The sequence below is a fragment of the Amycolatopsis sp. NPDC005003 genome (assembly GCF_053600695.1).
The window spans coordinates 235414-250461 of record NZ_JBSGAI010000001.1; the positions used below are offsets into that span (position 1 = coordinate 235414).

Consider the following 15048-nt stretch of genomic DNA (forward strand, 5'->3'; position numbering starts at 1 on the left):
GGTCTGCTCGCGGAGCAGCGCTCGCCCTTACCCCCTCGTCGTGTTTTCCGGGGGTGCAACCCCCGGACCCCGCCCGGCGGGCTCCGCCCCCGGACCCCCGCCGTGGTCCGGCCCGCCGACAACCCTCACGTTCGCCCGGCCCCCGGATCGGTGATTCGGCTCGCCGAGGACCCTCAGCTGCGGAACGTGCGGCGATACGTGTCCGGCGGCACCCCGACCGTCCGGTTGAAGTGCCGCCGCAACGTCGTCGCCGTGCCCATGCCGACCGCCTCCGCGACCGCGTCGACGCTCGCGTCCGTGTTCTCCAGCAACTCCTGCGCGCGCCGGATGCGCTGGTTCAGCAACCACTGCAACGGCGTGGTGCCCGTCGCCGACCGGAAGTGGCGGCCCAGGTGGCGGCTGCTCATGTTCGCCTGGCGGGCCAGGTCCTCGACGGTCAGCGGCCGGTCGAGGCGGGCGGTGATCCACGGGAGCAGCCCGGCCAGCGGGTGGTCGTCGCGGGTGGGTACCGGGGCCGTCACGAACTGGGCCTGGCCGCCCGCCCGGTGCGGGGGCACCACCAGCCGACGGGCGATCGCGTTGGCCGCCGCCGGGCCGTGGTCGGCGCGGACCAGGTGCAGGCACAGGTCCATCGCCGCCGCCTTGCCCGCCGAGGTCAGCACCTGGCCGTTGTCGACGTAGAGCACGTCCGGGTCCACCGTCACGGCCGGGTAGCGGGCGGCCAGCACGCCGGTGTGGGCCCAGTGCGTGGTGGCGCGCAAGCCGTCCAGCAGGCCCGCGGCCGCCAGCACGAACGCGCCCGTGCACAACGACACCACCCGAGCGCCGCGGGCGTGGGCCGCCCGGACCGCGTCGGTCAGGTCGGCCGGCGGGGCGTTGTCGACGTCCGCCCAGCCCGGGACGATCACCGTGTCCGCCCGCGCGAGCCGGTCGAGGCCGTGGTCCGGCTCCAGCAGGAAGCGGCCCACCCGCACCGGAGCCGGGCCGCAGACCGCGAAGGCGTACCGGGGGTCGTCGCCGAACACCTCGGTGGCGATCGTCAGCTCGAACGACAGCATCCCGTCGGTGGCGGCGAGGGCGACAGCGTGCATGTCCGAAAGTGTACGCATCGCGTCGTTCCGGACACTGGTGATGGTGATCAGCCGTCGACAGGATTGCCTCATGACTTCGGTACTGGTTTACGGCGCTTATGGGCACACCGGCCGCTTCGTGGTGGCTGAGCTGCGGGAACGCGGATACGACGTGGTCCTTTCCGGACGGGACGCGGCGAAGCTGCCGGGCGGGCGGCCCGCCTCGGTCGACGACCCGGCGGCCCTCGACCGCGCCCTCGACGGCGTCGACGCGGTGATCAACTGCGCGGGCCCGTTCGCCGAAACGGCCCTCCCCCTCGTCGAGGCGGCCATCCGCGCCGGCGTGCCGTACGTCGACGTCGCCGCCGAGATCGAGGCGAACCTCGACACCCTCGCGCTGACCGCGGACACCGCCGTGGTGCCCGCGATGGCCTTCTTCGGCGGCCTGGCCGACCTGCTGGCCACGGTGGCGATGGGCGACTGGACGGCGGCCGACGAGGTGCACGTCGCCTACGGGCTCAGCGGCTGGCGCCCGACGGCAGGCACCCTCGCCGCCGGCCAGGTGTCCCGGGAACGCCGTGGCGGCAAGCGGATCCGGTACGCGGGCGGCCGGCTGGAGCACCGCGACGACGCCCTGCCGACGCGCGAGTGGACGTTCCCCGAGCCGCTCGGCACCCGGCCCGTCTTGGGCGAGTTCTCGATGGCCGACATCGTCACCATCCCGCGGCACCTGGCGGTCCGTGACGTCATCAGCTACATGACGGTGGACGCGGCCCAGGGCCTGGCTGCGGCCCAGGAGCGCGACGCGGCGGAGACGTTCGTGGTGGACGTCGTGGTGCGGGCCGGCGACGACGAACGCCGGATCGTCGCCCGCGGCGAGGACATCTACGCGGTGAGCGCGCCGCTGGCGGTGGAGGCGGTGGACCGGATCCTGACCGGCCGGGTGAAGGTGAAGGGCGTCGCGACGGCGGGCGAGATGTTCGACGCGGCCGACTTCCTGCGGGCGCTGGCGCCGCACCTCACGGTGGCGACGAACACGGCTCAGTAACGGACGTCGCTCTGCAGCAGTGGCGGGTACACAGTGGACGGTTCCCCGTCGACCGTCGTGCCCGCGAACTGCAGCATCGCGCGCTGGGCGCCGTGCATCGGGGCCGGATAGTCCAGCTCCGGCGCGGAAATCCCGTCCAGCCGGGCCAGCTGTGCCGGTGTCAGCGTCACCTCCAGCGCGGCGAGGTTGCCGGTCAGGTGCTCCAGCCGCCGCGCGCCGATGATCGGCACCACCGTCCCGCGCCGCGCCCGCAACCACGCCAGCGAGACCGCCGAGGACGTCGACCCGATCTCCTCGGCGATCTCCGCGACCGCGTCGATGACCGCGAACTCCGGTTCGGACGGACCGCCGACGAAGGCCGCGCGGGCGGAGTCCGGGGCCGCGGCGCCGCGCCGGTACTTGCCGGACAGGAAGCCGTTCTTCAGCGGGCTCCACGGCACCAGCGCCAGGTTCTGGTCCCGCGCGAACGGCGCCAGCTCGCCCTCGACCGTCCGCGCCAGCAGCGAATACTCGACCTGCAGCGCGATCAGCGGCGTCCAGCCGCGCAGCACCGCCGTCGTCTGGGCCTGCGCGGTGACCCACGCCGGGGTGTTGGAGAAGCCGACGTAGCGGATCTTGCCCGCGCGCACCAGGTCGTCGAGGGTCCGCATGGTTTCCTCGATCGGCGTGGCGCGGTCCCAGTTGTGCAGCCAGTACAGGTCCAGGTGGTCCGTCTGCAGCCGCCGGAGCGTCTCGTCGAGCTGGGCGATGATCGACCCGCGGCCGGCGCCGCCGCCGTTGGGATCGCCGGGGAACATGTTGCCGAAGAACTTCGACGCCAGCACCACCCGCGCCCGCCGGCCCGGCCGGGCGGCGAAGAAGTCGCCGAGGATCTTCTCGGAATGGCCGTTGGTGTAGAAGTTCGCCGTGTCGACGAAGTTCCCGCCGAGATCCAGGTAGGTCGCGAGGATCTTTTCGGACTCCTCGACGTCGCAGCCGGCGCCACCGGGGTCGGTCCCGAAGGTCATCGCGCCGAGGGCGAAGGGGCTGACGCGGAGGCCGGACCGGCCGAGGGTGACGTAGTGGGCGAGTGACACGAAACTCTCCTTGGGTAGCGGATCGACTGGTCCCAGGAAACCGCGAACTGCCTGCTCACCGGTAGACCGATTGCCGCGACCTCTTGCACAATCCTCTCGGTCGCGTTTTCCTGGACGAGTGCTCGACGAACTCCGCGACCTCATCGCCCGGCACGCGCACGCCGACCTGCGCACCCCGGTGCCGGGCCTGTTGCTGTCCAGAGTGGAGACGAGCGAACCGCACCACTCGCTCGCCGAGCCGCTGCTGGTCGTCCTGGCCCAGGGCGGCAAGCGCCTGCTGCTCGGCGAGCAGGTGCACGAGTACCGCGCCGGGCAGTACCTGCTCGTCGGCACCGACCTGCCGGTGACCGGCCACTTCCTCGGCGCCACCCCGCGGACGCCGGCATTGGGCCTCGGCCTCGCCCTGCGGCCCGCGGCGATCGCCCCGCTGCTGCTCGAGGCGCCGCCCCGCACGCCGCCGGCGTCGCCCCTCGCCGTCGACGATGCCGGCCCCGAGCTGCTCGACGCGGTGTTGCGCCTGCTCCGGCTGCTCGACCACCCGGCCGACGTGCCCGTGCTCGCGCCCCTGATCGAGCGCGAGATCCTCTGGCGGCTGCTGACCGGCCCGCACGGCGGCCTGGTCCGCCGGATCGGCCTGGCCGACAGCGGCGCCGCCCACGTCGGCCGTGCGATCCGCTGGATCAGGGACAACTACGCCGAGCCGATGCGGATCGAGGAACTCGCGCGGCTGAGCGGGCTGAGCGCGTCGGCGTTCCACCGCCACTTCCGCGCGGCCACGGCGATGAGCCCGCTGCAGTTCCAGAAGCGCATCCGCCTGCAGGAAGCCCGGTCGCTGCTGCTGGCCGGCGTGGGTGACGTCGCCGGTGCCGGGCACCTCGTCGGGTACGACAGCCCGTCGCAGTTCAACCGCGAGTACCGCCGCCTGTTCGGCGCCCCGCCGGGCCAGGACGCGGCGCGGCTGCGCGAAACCGCCGCCGCCGGGCCGCAGCTGCCCTGACGTCCGATCCGTTCAAGACGGGCGGCCGGGCCGGGTGCGACGCTGGCGGCATGTCCGTGAACCTTCCGGCTGCGGCGTCCTTCATGGCCACGCACGCCCGCCTCCTCGACCGCCGCCGTTTCGAACTGCTCAGCGGCGCGACGAACGCCGACGCGGTACTGGCCGCCGTCGACGGCTACCGCAACTCCGACGGCGGCTACGGCTGGGGCCTCGAGCCGGACCTGCGGGCTCCGGAAAGCCAGCCCGGCGGCGCCCTCCACGCCTTCGAGGTGTTCGAGGAGATCGCCCCGCGCACGACCCCGCACGCGGCGAAGCTCTGCGACTGGCTGGCCACGGCGTCCCGGCCGGACGGCGGCCTGCCGTTCGCGCTGCCCGTCGCGGACCCGGCCGGCTGCGCGCCCTTCTGGGCCCAGGCCGATCCGACGCCGGCCACACTGCAGAGCACCGCGTTCACCGCCGGCGTCGCCCTGCGCGTGGCCCGCCACGACCGGGCCGTGCGCGAACACCCGTGGCTGAGCGCGGCGACGCAGTACTGCTTCCGCGCCATCCGCGAGCTTTCCTCGCCGCCGCACGCGATCGCGTTGTCCTTCGCGGTGCAGTTCGTCGACGCGGCCCACGAGCTCCACGAGGAGGCGCCCGCGCTGCTGGACCACCTCGCCGCGTTCGTCCCGGCCGACGGGCTGGCCCCGGTGGACGGTGGTTCGGAAGGTGAGACCCTCCGCGCGCTGGACTTCGCGCCGCTGCCGGGCCGCCCGGCGCGCGCGTTGTTCGCCGACGACGTCATCGACGCCGAACTGCGGCGGCTCACGGCCGCGCAACAGGACGACGGCGGCTGGCGGGTGGATTTCGCGAGCTTCTCGCCCGCCGCGGCACTCGAATGGCGCGGGTACGCGACGGTCCGTGCGGTGGCGATCCTGCGCCGTCACGGCCTCGCCTGAACTTCTACACGGCAAGTGCCGAAGTTCACCCGGCCGTGGCGTGTCGGAAGTGGACGATCGCCCGCGCCTTCCGGCGTGCGTGCCCGAACGCGTAGTGTAACGGCGAGGAACCGGCCCCCGGAGGTGAAGCATGGCGTCGCGCAATCCGTTGGGCTGGATCGCCCGCTGGGCGGACTGGTTCGAAGAACGCGGCGTGTACGTCCCCGGCGAGGAGAGCCGCGCGGTCGATCCGGTCCGGGATTTCGGCTGGCTGATGGCGGCCTGGGTGGCCGGCGTCGCGATCTTCATCCTGTTGTTCGCGCTCGCGGTTTAAGTGGCATGTGGCCAGAGATTGTCACCAGCCGTGCCGTTCCGGTCACGGATTGGCCACGGGGTGGCACCAGGTGCGCGACAACCCCCGGTCGCGCCTCGTAACCGCGCGCGATCACGGCCAGAGTGGAGCGGGTTCCCGGCAATCCCCCGTTGCCGACGGCACCCGACCCGCCGACTGGAGTACCCGCAATGGCGCTCGCGCGCACCCGCAAGATCATGTTCGCCGCAGGACTGCTCGGCCTGGCGGTGGCGTGCGGGGTCCCCTCGGCTCGTGAAGGCACCGCGGCCCTCGGCGCGGCCGGCTCCCCGGCGGGTGCCGGCGCCTCGGCTTCCCCGGCGGGCAACGACCTCAAGTTCGGCGCGGACCACCGCTTCGCCAGCGGCCTCACCATCTCGGTCGGCTCCCCCCAGTCGTTCCGCCCCAGCCCGTCGGCGTACCCGCAGAGCCCGCGCGGCGCGGCCTTCGACGTCCTGCTGACCAACGACGGCTCGACGACGTACAAGCTGTCCGGCCTCAACGTCAGCGCCACCGTGGGCGGCACCGCGGTCAAGCAGGTCGTGGACACCACCCAGGGCTTCACCGGCATCACCGACGCGGGCAAGGACGTGCTGCCGGGCCGCTCGGTGCACCTCACGCTGGCGTTCGCGGTCCCGCGCGAACAGACGCAGCTGCGGCTGCAGATCCGGCCGAGCGCGACCGAAGCCGCCGCGGTCACCTACTGCGGTCCCGCGTGACGTTAGGCTCGGCGCATGACCGAGCGCCTTTCCCCCGGTGACGAAGCCCCGGACTTCACCCTGCCCGACAGCGAGGGCAAGGAAGTGTCGCTGCGCGACTTCCGCGGCCGGTCCGTCGTCGTGTACTTCTACCCGGCGGCGAGCACCCCGGGCTGCACCAAGCAGGCCTGCGACTTCCGCGACAACCTCGCCCAGCTGAACGACGCCGGCTACCAGGTCGTCGGCATCTCGCCGGACAAGCAGGCGAAGCTCGCGAAGTTCGTGTCGAACGAGGGCCTGACGTTCCCGATGCTGGGCGACCCGGAGAAGACGGTCATCGAAGCCTGGGGCGCGTACGGCGAGAAGAAGAACTACGGGAAGACGTATATGGGCGTGATCCGCTCGACGTTCGTCGTCGACCCCGATGGCAAGATCGCCCACGCCTTCTACAACGTCAAGGCGACCGGCCACGTGGCGAAGCTGATCCGGGACCTCGGCCTGGCTTCCTGACGCCGTGACGAGCCTGGAGGGGCCGGCGCTGAAGCTGGGCGGGCAGATCGCCTCGGCCGCGGCGAAGTCGTGGCTGCAACGGCGGAAGGCCGGTGTCGCGCGGTCCGCCGAGCTGGCCGAGCTGGCGGCGGCCGAGCTGAAGGGGCCACTGGAACGGCGCAAGCTGGAGAACCTCGTCCAGCACATCGGCACGCAGGTGGCCGAGCAGCTGGAACCGGTCCTCGCCGACCGGTTCTCGACGCTGCCTCCGCACGAGGTCGAAGCGGCCTTCCTGGCCGTCGAAGACGCGCTGGCCAAGGCGGACCTGTCCGACGAGGCTTTCCTGACGGCGGACGCCGATCCGGAGCAGCTGGCCAGGAAGATCCGCGGCGAGCTCCCGCGCGAGCGGCTCCTCGCCCCGAAGGCGGCCGCGCTGTACGAGCTGGCGCTGGACCAGGCGTGCCGCCACCTCGTGCAGGTCGTCCGCCACCTGCCGTCGTTCCAGCCCCGGGCGCTCGCCGACGTCCTCGGCAGGCTGAGCCGCCAGAGCGACCAGCTCGAAGAGCTGCTGGCCCGGGTGCCGAAGACCAGCCTCGCGGCCCTCGAAGGCGTCGACCACGATGCCGAGTTCGAAGCAGCGTACCGCCGGCAGCTCGCCCGCGACCTCGACCGGCTCGAGCTGCTCGGCCTGACGATGGACGACCAACCGGCCCTGCCGCTGACGGTCGCCTACCTGAGTTTGAGCGTCTCCTCCGAGGGCGCACCCCGGCGGCCCGACCGCCGCATGGACGAGCTGTGGTTCGAAAAGCGGCAGAACCGCACGGGCAGCGCGAACGTGCGCGTGGAGACGGCGCTGAGCGGGGTCACCCACGTCCTGGTGCGCGGCGAGGCCGGGTCGGGCAAGACGACCCTGCTGGACTGGCTGGCGGTGACGGCGGCGCGGAGCGGGTTCACCGGCAAGCTCGCCGGCTGGAACGGCCGGGTGCCGTTCCCGATCCGCCTCCGCAGCTTCGCCGCCGAGCCGTTGCCGCGGCCGGAGGAGTTCCTCGCCCACATCGCGCCGATGCTGGCGCCGCCGGAGGGCTGGGCCCGCCGGATGCTCGACAGCGGCCGGGCGATGGTCCTGGTCGACGGCGTCGACGAGGTGGGCACCGGCCACCGCCGCGAGGTGAAGTCGTGGCTGCGCAAGCTGTCCTCGGCGTTCCCGGACACGTTGATCGTGGTGACCTCGCGCACGGCGGCGGCCGACCAGCGCTGGCTGGCTCAGGAGGGCTTCGGCTGCGTTCTGCTGGAGCCGATGAACGCGGACGACATCCAGGCTTTGGTGACCCGCTGGCACAAGGCGGCCGCGGCGGGCGGGACGGTACGCCCGGACACGGACCTGGCCGCGGTCCAGCGCCGGCTGCTCAACCAGCTCGATTCCCGGCCGCACCTGCGGACGTTGGCCGCGAGCCCGTTGCTGTGCGCGATGTTGTGCGCTCTCAATCTGGCGCACCGGTCGGAGCTGCCGCGGGACCGGATGGATCTGTACCGCAAGGCGTTGTCGATGCTGTTGCACCTTCGCGACGCGGAGCGCCGGATCGGCGTGATCTTGACGGAGGCGCAGAAGCAGATCCTGCTGGGCGACCTGGCATGGCGGCTGTCGCTGGCGTCGAAGGTGGAGCTGCCGAAGGAGCGGGTGCTGTCGCACATCGCGCTCCGGTTGCCTTCGCTGCCGCACGTGGATCACACACCTTCTGAAGTGCTGGACCACCTCTTGGAGCGCAGCGGGGTGCTGCGTGAGCCGGCGCGCGGCCGGGTGGATTTCGTCCACCGGACGTTCCAGGAGTGCTTGGCGGCCAACGAGGCGACGGAACAGGACCACCTGGAGACGTTGATCGACCGGGCGCACCTGGACACCTGGTGGGAGACGTTCGTGATGGCGTGTGGCCACGCGAAGCACCACCAGGCGGGGACGCTGCTGAGCGGGATCCTGGACCGGGCGGACGAAGAGCCCCGCCACGCGCGGCACTTGCGGCTGCTGGCGGCGGCGTCCTTGGAGACGGTGAGCAACGCGGATCCGGAGGTGCTCGCACGGGTCGAGGCGGTGATCCGGGACCAGCTGGTACCGCCGAGAAGCCTGAAGGAGACGCGATCGCTGGCGTCGATCGGCGATCGCGTGCTGCGGTACCTGCCGGAGAGCCTCCACGGGCTCTCGGACGCAGTCGCGGCAGCGTCGGTCCGCGCAGCGGCTCTGACCGCCGGGGCCGATGCGCTGACGCTGCTGGGCAACTATGCGCGAGATCCTCGCCCAGCGGTGCAGGACCAGCTGCTCCAGGCGTGGCAGTACTTCGACCCGGAACGCTACGCCGTCGAAGTCCTGGCCGACTCACCGTTGAGTGACGGCACGGCGCACCTCGAGACCGCACGGCTCCTGCCCTACGTTCGGCACCTCAAGAACCTGACCGATCTCCAGGTCATTCTGGAAAACTCGGAGGTACAGTCCGACCTCGGCGCCTTGGCCGGCCTGCCCCATTTGAGCCTCATCGACGTGGACTTCGTCCGTGAAGCAACCATCGACCTCACCCCCTTGAGCGACCATCCCGAGCTCACCAATGTCAGTTTGTACTTCGCCCGTCGGTTCACCCAGGTACGGCACCTGCGCCACCTGGACAAACTGCGTTACCTGACGATCTTCCGGAAAAGCCCGTGGCGCAGCATCGAAGGCTTCGGCGAACTGACCGGGCTCCGTCGCCTCGCCCTCGACAGGTTGCAGCTGATCGACAACCTCGATCCTCTTGCTCCGCTGAAGAACATGAAGACGGTCGGCCTCTGGGACATCCGGCCAAGAGCGCTGAGAGCCTCGGCTCCTCTCACCACCCCCACCGGAGTCGGGCTTTACCACCAGGGCGATTTCAAGGACAACAGGCTGAGCGGCGAAACCATCATCGAATGCTTTCCGTCGCTGACGGAACTTGACGTCTACGGGATGGAAATCACCGATGTCCGGCCGCTCGCCACGCCCCAGCTGCGCAGGCTGTCGTTCGACTCGCTCACCCTGCCCGTCGATGTCAGCCCGTTCGCGGACCTGACACTGACCATCCAGGCGAGTGGCACCGCACTCGTCGGCACCGAAAACCTCGGTCCCGGCGTGACACTGATCTAAGCCAGCTCCCGCAACGCCGGCACCAGCGCCCGCAACGCCAGCCCCCGGTGCGAAACCGCGTCCTTCTCGGCCGGCTCCATCTCCGCCGATGTCCGGCTCTCCCCGTCCGGCCGGAAGATCGGGTCGTACCCGAACCCGTTCACCCCACGCCGTTCCCGCACGAGCGTCCCCCGCCACTCGCCCCGGACCACCGTCTCTTCGCCCGACGGCAGCACCAACGCCGCGACGCAGACGAACTGCGCTCCACGGCGCTCGTCCGGCACGTCGGAAAGCTGTCCCAGCACCAGATCCAGGTTCGCCTCGTCGTCACCGTGCTTGCCGGACCAGCGGGCCGAAAGCACCCCGGGCATCCCGTTCAACGCGTCGACCGCGATCCCGGAGTCATCCGCGATCGCAGGCAATCCCGTCGCCGCCACCGCGTCGCGGGCCTTCGCCACCGCGTTGCCCTCGAAGTCCGGCGCCGTCTCGGGCGCCTCCGGGAACGGCGGCACGTCGGCGAGCCCGATGACCTCGATGCCGGAAAGACCTTCCGCGACGACGATCCGCCGGAGCTCGCCCAGCTTCTTCGCGTTGCGCGTCGCCAGGAGCAGCTTCGTCACTTCGAGCCCTTCTTCTTGTCCGGACGCGGCTCCGGCAGCTCGCCCGGGTACGGCAGCGCCAAGGCCTCGTTCTGCAGCCGCGTCAGCTCCGCGCAGCCCGCCAGCGCCATGTCCAGCATCGTGTCCAAAGTGGACCGCGCGAAGGTGGCGCCCTCGCCGGTGCCCTGGACCTCGATCAGGGTGCCCGCGTCCGTGGCCACCACGTTCATGTCGACCTCGGCGCGCGAGTCCTCTTCGTACGGCAGGTCCAGCCGGACCCGGCCGTCGACCACGCCGACGCTCACCGCCGCCACCGACGACGACAGCGGCTGCGGGTCGTTCAGGCGGTTCGCCGCGCCCAGCCAGGTGATCGCGTCCGCCAGTGCCACGTAACCGCCGGTCACCGCCGCCGTGCGGGTGCCGCCGTCGGCCTGGATGACGTCGCAGTCGATGACGATCGTGTTCTCGCCCAGCGCCGCCAGGTCGATGCAGGCGCGCAGGGACCGGCCGATCAGCCGGGAGATCTCGTGCGTGCGGCCGCCGATCCGGCCCTTCACCGACTCGCGGTCACCGCGGGTGTTGGTCGCGGACGGCAGCATCGCGTACTCCGCCGTCACCCAGCCGAGGCCGGAGCCGGCCCGCCAGCGCGGCACCCCTTCGGTGACGCTCGCCGCGCACAGCACCCGCGTGTTGCCGAATTCGATCAGCACCGACCCCGCCGGCCACTGCTGGAACCCACGGGTGATCTTGATGTCACGGAGCTGGTCGTCGGTCCTGCCATCTTTACGAGCCACAGGTGCACTCTATGACCGCCCGGTCAGACGTCGTAGACGGCACCCTGCTTGACGACCTCGGCCCCGGGGAACCCGGCCGACGCCTCGGCCAGCACCGCCCCGGCGTCGGTCCACGGCGCGATGTGCGTCAGCAGCAGCCGCCCGACGCCGGCGTCGCGCGCCAGCTCGCCGGCCTGCTTGCCGGACAGGTGCACCCCGATCGGCCGCTCCGCCGAGTCCGTCCAGGACGCCTCGGCGAGCAGCAGGTCGACGCCGTCGGCGAGCTCGTTCAGCGCCGCGCACGGCCCGGTGTCGCCGGTGAACGCGAGGATCCGGCCGCCGTAGGAGATGCGCAGGCCGTACGCCGGGGTCGGGTGGTCGACCTCGACCGCGACGACCTCGAACGGCCCGATCCGGCACGGCTCGGGCCGCAGCGGCCGGAAGTCGTAGACGTCGGAGAGGTCGGTGACGGCCCGCTCGGTCTCGTTGGGCGCGTACGCGTTGGCCAGCCGCGTCGGGGCGTCCGGGGGCGCGTACAGCGGCAGCAGCCGCGGGCGCGCCGGGTACGGCGGCGCCGGGTGGTAGCGCCGCAGGACGGTGAGCGCGCTGACGTCGGCGCAGTGGTCGGGGTGCAGGTGCGTGAGCACGAGCGCGTCCAGGTCGAACGGGTCGGCCACGGCCTGCAGCTGCGCGAGCGTGCCGTTGCCGAGTTCGAGGCCGAGCAAGAAGCCCTCGGCCTCGATCAGGTAACCGGACGCGGCGGCGTTCGGCCCGGGGATGCTGCCGGAGCACCCGAGGATGGTCAGTCGCACGACGACACCCTAAGCGTCGACCGCCGCGATCACGCGGTGGTGGGAGCGAGGACACCCGGGGCGAACCCCATGAACCGCTGGGCGAGCCGGGTGAACGGCTCGGCCGAACCGGTGGCGAGGAACTCGTGCCGCGGCGGGGTCTCCCGCGTGGTCAGCAGGTCCTGCTCGGTCAGCACGCGCACGAGGTCCTTGGCCGTCTCGTCGGCACTCGAAACCAGCGTCACTTCCTGGCCCATCACGATCTGCAGCACGCCCTGCAGCAGCGGGTAGTGCGTGCAGCCGAGCACGAGCGTGTCGACCTGGGCGTCGAGCAGCGGCTGGAGGTAGCCCTGCGCCAGCCCGAGCACCTGGCGGCCGGTCGTGATGCCCCGCTCGACGAAGTCGACGAACCGCGGGCAGGCGACGCTGGTGAGCGTGATGTCCGGGGCCGCGGCGAAGGCGTCTTCGTAGGCCCGCGACCGCACGGTGCCCTCGGTGCCGATCACGCCGACGCGGCCGGTGTGCGTCGCCACGACGGCGCGGCGCGCGGCGGGCAGGACGACCTCGATCACCGGGACGTCGTAGCGCTCGCGCGCGTCGCGCAGGCAGGCCGCGGACGCCGTGTTGCAGGCGATCACCAGTGCCTTCACCCCGCTCTCCACCAGCTCGTCGAGCGCCGCGAGGGCGTAGCTGCGGGCGGTGGCGATCGGGAGCGGGCCGTACGGGTTGTGGGCCGTGTCGCCGACGTAGCGGAGTTGCTCGGCGGGCAGCTGTTCGAGGATCGCCCGCGCGACCGTCAGCCCGCCGACGCCGGAATCGAACACGCCGATCGGGGCATCAGCGGGCGGAGACGTCACCCTTCGAGGTTACCCGGCACGGGCTTCCGGGACCGCCGGGTGGTCAGCCAGGCCGCGAGGACGCCGGCCAGCGCGCCGAAGAGGTGCCCCTGCCAGGAGACGCCGGGGTTGCCCGGCAGCAGCCCGGCCAGCATGCCGCTCCACACGCCGAGCAGGACGACGGCGACCAGGATCTGCCCGGCCGCGCGGTTGAACAGGCCGCGGACCAGCAGGTAGGCGAGCCAGCCGAACGCGAGCCCGGACGCGCCGACGGTGACCCCGTCCGACGGCCCGATCAGCCACACCCCGAGCCCGGAAACCACCCAGATGATGGCCGTGACCAGGGCGAACCGGCCGATCCCGGCGGCCATCGCGAGGAACGAGAACACCAGCACCGGGACGGTGTTCGCGAACAGGTGCGACCAGCCGGCGTGCAGGACCGGCGCGAACAGCACGCCGTCCAGGCCGGACAGCGCCCGCGAGTGGATGCCGCCCTGGTCGAGGTCACCGGGAAGGATGACGTCGACCAGCTCGACCAGGTACAGCAGCAGGGTGAACGACAGCGCGACGATCGCGGCCGCCACCGGTTTCGGCGGCAGCACGCGCTTGGCGGCGGCGGTTTCCGAGGCGGGGTTCAAGGTGTTCACGTCTTCGAGGCTAGGCGGGCCGCGGCCGCGCCACCTCGGGTGAAATCCCTGATCCACCGGTTTTGTCGGTGGCCGCCGCTAGCGTGGCGGGCATGGGGAACTTCGACGTCACCGGATACCTGCAGCGGCTCGGCCTCGGCGCCGAGCCGCCGGGCCTGGCCGCTCTGCGGCGGCTGCACGCGGCCCACGTGGAGCGCGTGCCGTACGAGGCGCTGGAGATCCAGCTCGGGCGGACGACCCCGCTCGAGCCGTCGGCGTCGCTGGCGCGGATCCTGCGGGGCCGCGGCGGGTACTGCTATCACCTGAACGGTGCCTTCTCGGCGCTGCTGCACGCACTCGGCTACCAGGTCACGCGCCATTTCGGCGGGGTGCAGGGCAGCGCGGCGGACGCGCCGAACGTCGACCGCAACCACCTGGCCCTGACCGTCACCGGGCTGCCCGAGGACCCGTCGGCGGCCTGGCTGGTGGACACCGGGCTGGGGGACGGCCCGCACGAGCCGCTCCCCCTCCGGGAAGGCACCTACGTGCAGGGCCCGCACACCTACCGGCTGCGGCCGTCGGCGGTGGCGCCGGGCGGCTGGCGGTTCGACCACGACCCGTCGGGCAGCTTCGCCGGCTTCGACTTCGCCCCCGGTCCGGCGGAAATGGCCGGCTTCGCCGGGAAGCACGCCTGGTTGTCGACGGCGCCCGAGTCCGGGTTCGTGCGGGTCTGCGTGGTGCAGCGGCGGGACGCGGCGGGCGTGGACAGCCTGCGCGCACTCACCCTGAGCCGCCACGGTGCCCAGGAGCTGATCGAATCACCCGGCGACTGGTGGACGGCGGCGGGTGACGTGTTCGGCATCCCGGCGGCGCTGTTCACGGCGGAGGAGCGCGAGCGGCTGTGGCGGCAGTGCGTCGCCCAGCACGAGGCTCACGTCGGCGGCAAGGGCAGCGAGGTGGTGCCCAGCGCGTAGTCCACCGCCGCTTCGGCGTGCAGCCGGGTCGTGGGGAAGGTCGGCACGGGGCTGTCCTGCGGGCCGACGAGCAGCTCGAGCTCGGTGCAGCCGTAGATCACGCCCTCGGCGCCCGCGTCGGCCAGCCGCGCGATGACGCCGCGGCAGGCCTCTCTCGAGGTGTCTTCGACGACGCCGAGCACCAGCTCGTCGTAGATGATCCGGTGCACGAGGTCGCGGTCTTCGGCGCTGGGCACGACCACGTCGAGGCCGTGTGCGGCGAGGCGGTCGCGGTAGAAGGGCTGCCCCATGGTGAACCCGGTGCCGAGCAGCCCGACACGGCGGACACCGGCGGCCTCGATGGCCGCGGCGGTGGCGTCGCCGATGTGCAGCAGGGGGATGCCGAGGCCGTCTTCGAGCTGGCCGGCGACCTTGTGCATGGTGTTGGTGCAGAGCACGACGAAGCCGGCACCGGCGGCTTCGAGGGCCTTGGCGGCCCGGTTCAGCTCGGCGCCGGCGTCGTCCCAGCGGCCGTCGGCCTGCATCTGCTCGATGGCGGCGAAGTCGACGGAGTAGAGCACGGTGTGCGCGGAGTGGAACCCACCGAGAAGCGCCTTCACCCGTTCGTTGACGAGCCGGTAGTACTCGATCGAGGATTCCCAGCTCATCCCGCCGAGCAGCCCGATGACCTTCATACTCCCA

Annotated in this window: 16 protein-coding genes; 8 read left to right on the forward strand and 8 right to left on the reverse strand. The window is 72.1% G+C overall.

The genetic code is table 11. The features are described from left to right. Nucleotides 1–173: 173 nt before the first annotated feature. On the reverse strand, nucleotides 174–1091 hold the full coding sequence (locus ACWED2_RS01085; protein ID WP_449688388.1) for a helix-turn-helix domain-containing protein: 918 nt from the start codon (nucleotides 1089–1091) through the stop codon (nucleotides 174–176). Between the two features lie 70 nt (nucleotides 1092–1161). Between ACWED2_RS01085 and ACWED2_RS01090 the strand changes: the two genes are divergently transcribed. Then, entirely contained in the window at nucleotides 1162–2118 is a 957-nt protein-coding gene (locus ACWED2_RS01090) for a saccharopine dehydrogenase NADP-binding domain-containing protein (protein WP_449688389.1), read from the forward strand. Here ACWED2_RS01090 and ACWED2_RS01095 read toward each other — a convergent pair. Further along, nucleotides 2112–3194, reverse strand: a complete 1083-nt coding sequence (locus ACWED2_RS01095) for an aldo/keto reductase (protein ID WP_449688390.1) — start codon at nucleotides 3192–3194, stop codon at nucleotides 2112–2114. The two genes, ACWED2_RS01090 and ACWED2_RS01095, sit on opposite strands and share 7 nt — an antisense overlap. A gap of 118 nt (nucleotides 3195–3312) precedes the next feature. Here ACWED2_RS01095 and ACWED2_RS01100 point away from each other — a divergent pair, with 118 nt between their 5' ends. The 6 genes from ACWED2_RS01100 to ACWED2_RS01125 all read left to right on the forward strand — a co-directional run bounded on the left by ACWED2_RS01100 (nucleotide 3313) and on the right by ACWED2_RS01125 (nucleotide 9789). Then, entirely contained in the window at nucleotides 3313–4191 is an 879-nt protein-coding gene (locus tag ACWED2_RS01100; RefSeq protein ID WP_449688391.1) for an AraC family transcriptional regulator, read from the forward strand. 50 nt (nucleotides 4192–4241) lie between these two features. Beyond that, nucleotides 4242–5129 (forward strand): hypothetical protein, encoded by an 888-nt coding sequence (locus tag ACWED2_RS01105; RefSeq protein ID WP_449688392.1) that lies wholly within the window; start codon nucleotides 4242–4244, stop codon nucleotides 5127–5129. Between the two features lie 130 nt (nucleotides 5130–5259). After that, nucleotides 5260–5442 carry a hypothetical protein gene (locus tag ACWED2_RS01110; RefSeq protein ID WP_449688393.1) on the forward strand — a complete coding sequence of 61 codons (183 nt, stop codon included), beginning with the start codon at nucleotides 5260–5262 and terminating at the stop codon, nucleotides 5440–5442. Nucleotides 5443–5630: 188 nt separating this feature from the next. Then, nucleotides 5631–6176 (forward strand): hypothetical protein, encoded by a 546-nt coding sequence (locus tag ACWED2_RS01115; RefSeq protein ID WP_449688394.1) that lies wholly within the window; start codon nucleotides 5631–5633, stop codon nucleotides 6174–6176. A 15-nt stretch (nucleotides 6177–6191) separates the two neighbouring features. Next, the gene (bcp, locus tag ACWED2_RS01120; RefSeq protein WP_449688395.1) at nucleotides 6192–6665 is read left to right on the forward strand and encodes a thioredoxin-dependent thiol peroxidase; all 474 of its coding nucleotides are present in this window, start codon (nucleotides 6192–6194) and stop codon (nucleotides 6663–6665) included. 4 nt (nucleotides 6666–6669) lie between these two features. After that, nucleotides 6670–9789, forward strand: a complete 3120-nt coding sequence (locus ACWED2_RS01125; RefSeq protein ID WP_449688396.1) for an NACHT domain-containing protein — start codon at nucleotides 6670–6672, stop codon at nucleotides 9787–9789. Here the strand turns inward: ACWED2_RS01125 and rdgB are convergent. From rdgB to ACWED2_RS01150, 5 genes are read right to left on the reverse strand one after another with little or no spacing between them, the layout of a single operon-like run. Beyond that, on the reverse strand, nucleotides 9786–10388 hold the full coding sequence (gene rdgB, locus ACWED2_RS01130; protein ID WP_449688397.1) for an RdgB/HAM1 family non-canonical purine NTP pyrophosphatase: 603 nt from the start codon (nucleotides 10386–10388) through the stop codon (nucleotides 9786–9788). The two genes, ACWED2_RS01125 and rdgB, sit on opposite strands and share 4 nt — an antisense overlap. Next, complete coding sequence (gene rph / locus ACWED2_RS01135) at nucleotides 10385–11161, reverse strand: ribonuclease PH (protein ID WP_091317310.1); 777 nt, start codon at nucleotides 11159–11161, stop codon at nucleotides 10385–10387. Before rph ends, rdgB begins: the two co-directional genes overlap by 4 nt. Before the next feature lie 23 nt (nucleotides 11162–11184). After that, a complete protein-coding gene (locus ACWED2_RS01140; protein ID WP_449688398.1) occupies nucleotides 11185–11952 on the reverse strand; it encodes an MBL fold metallo-hydrolase in 768 nt (255 codons plus the stop codon). 29 nt (nucleotides 11953–11981) lie between these two features. Continuing rightward, a complete protein-coding gene (gene murI / locus ACWED2_RS01145) occupies nucleotides 11982–12788 on the reverse strand; it encodes a glutamate racemase (protein WP_449688399.1) in 807 nt (268 codons plus the stop codon). Then, nucleotides 12785–13414 carry a rhomboid family intramembrane serine protease gene (locus ACWED2_RS01150; protein WP_449688400.1) on the reverse strand — a complete coding sequence of 210 codons (630 nt, stop codon included), beginning with the start codon at nucleotides 13412–13414 and terminating at the stop codon, nucleotides 12785–12787. The genes murI and ACWED2_RS01150 overlap by 4 nt, the downstream gene beginning before the upstream one ends. A 92-nt stretch (nucleotides 13415–13506) precedes the next feature. On the opposite strand from ACWED2_RS01150, the gene ACWED2_RS01155 reads away from it, so the two are divergent. Beyond that, nucleotides 13507–14367: an arylamine N-acetyltransferase family protein gene (locus ACWED2_RS01155; RefSeq protein WP_449688401.1), complete on the forward strand. Its 861-nt coding sequence runs from the start codon at nucleotides 13507–13509 to the stop codon at nucleotides 14365–14367. Here the strand turns inward: ACWED2_RS01155 and ACWED2_RS01160 are convergent. Next, entirely contained in the window at nucleotides 14325–15041 is a 717-nt protein-coding gene (locus ACWED2_RS01160) for an aspartate/glutamate racemase family protein (RefSeq protein WP_449688402.1), read from the reverse strand. The genes ACWED2_RS01155 and ACWED2_RS01160 overlap by 43 nt on opposite strands. Nucleotides 15042–15048 lie beyond the last annotated feature (7 nt).

What these genes read in the sequence shown, in the direction of transcription:
- ACWED2_RS01110 (WP_449688393.1), top strand. Translation starts at nt 5,260, where the DNA reads ATGGCGTCGCGCAATCCGTTGGGCTGGATCGCCCGCTGGGCGGACTGG.
- ACWED2_RS01115 (WP_449688394.1), top strand. Translation starts at nt 5,631, where the DNA reads ATGGCGCTCGCGCGCACCCGCAAGATCATGTTCGCCGCAGGACTGCTC.
- ACWED2_RS01085 (WP_449688388.1), bottom strand. Translation starts at nt 1,091, where the DNA reads ATGCACGCTGTCGCCCTCGCCGCCACCGACGGGATGCTGTCGTTCGAG.
- bcp (WP_449688395.1), top strand. Translation starts at nt 6,192, where the DNA reads ATGACCGAGCGCCTTTCCCCCGGTGACGAAGCCCCGGACTTCACCCTG.
- ACWED2_RS01090 (WP_449688389.1), top strand. Translation starts at nt 1,162, where the DNA reads ATGACTTCGGTACTGGTTTACGGCGCTTATGGGCACACCGGCCGCTTC.
- ACWED2_RS01105 (WP_449688392.1), top strand. Translation starts at nt 4,242, where the DNA reads ATGTCCGTGAACCTTCCGGCTGCGGCGTCCTTCATGGCCACGCACGCC.
- ACWED2_RS01160 (WP_449688402.1), bottom strand. Translation starts at nt 15,041, where the DNA reads ATGAAGGTCATCGGGCTGCTCGGCGGGATGAGCTGGGAATCCTCGATC.
- ACWED2_RS01155 (WP_449688401.1), top strand. Translation starts at nt 13,507, where the DNA reads ATGGGGAACTTCGACGTCACCGGATACCTGCAGCGGCTCGGCCTCGGC.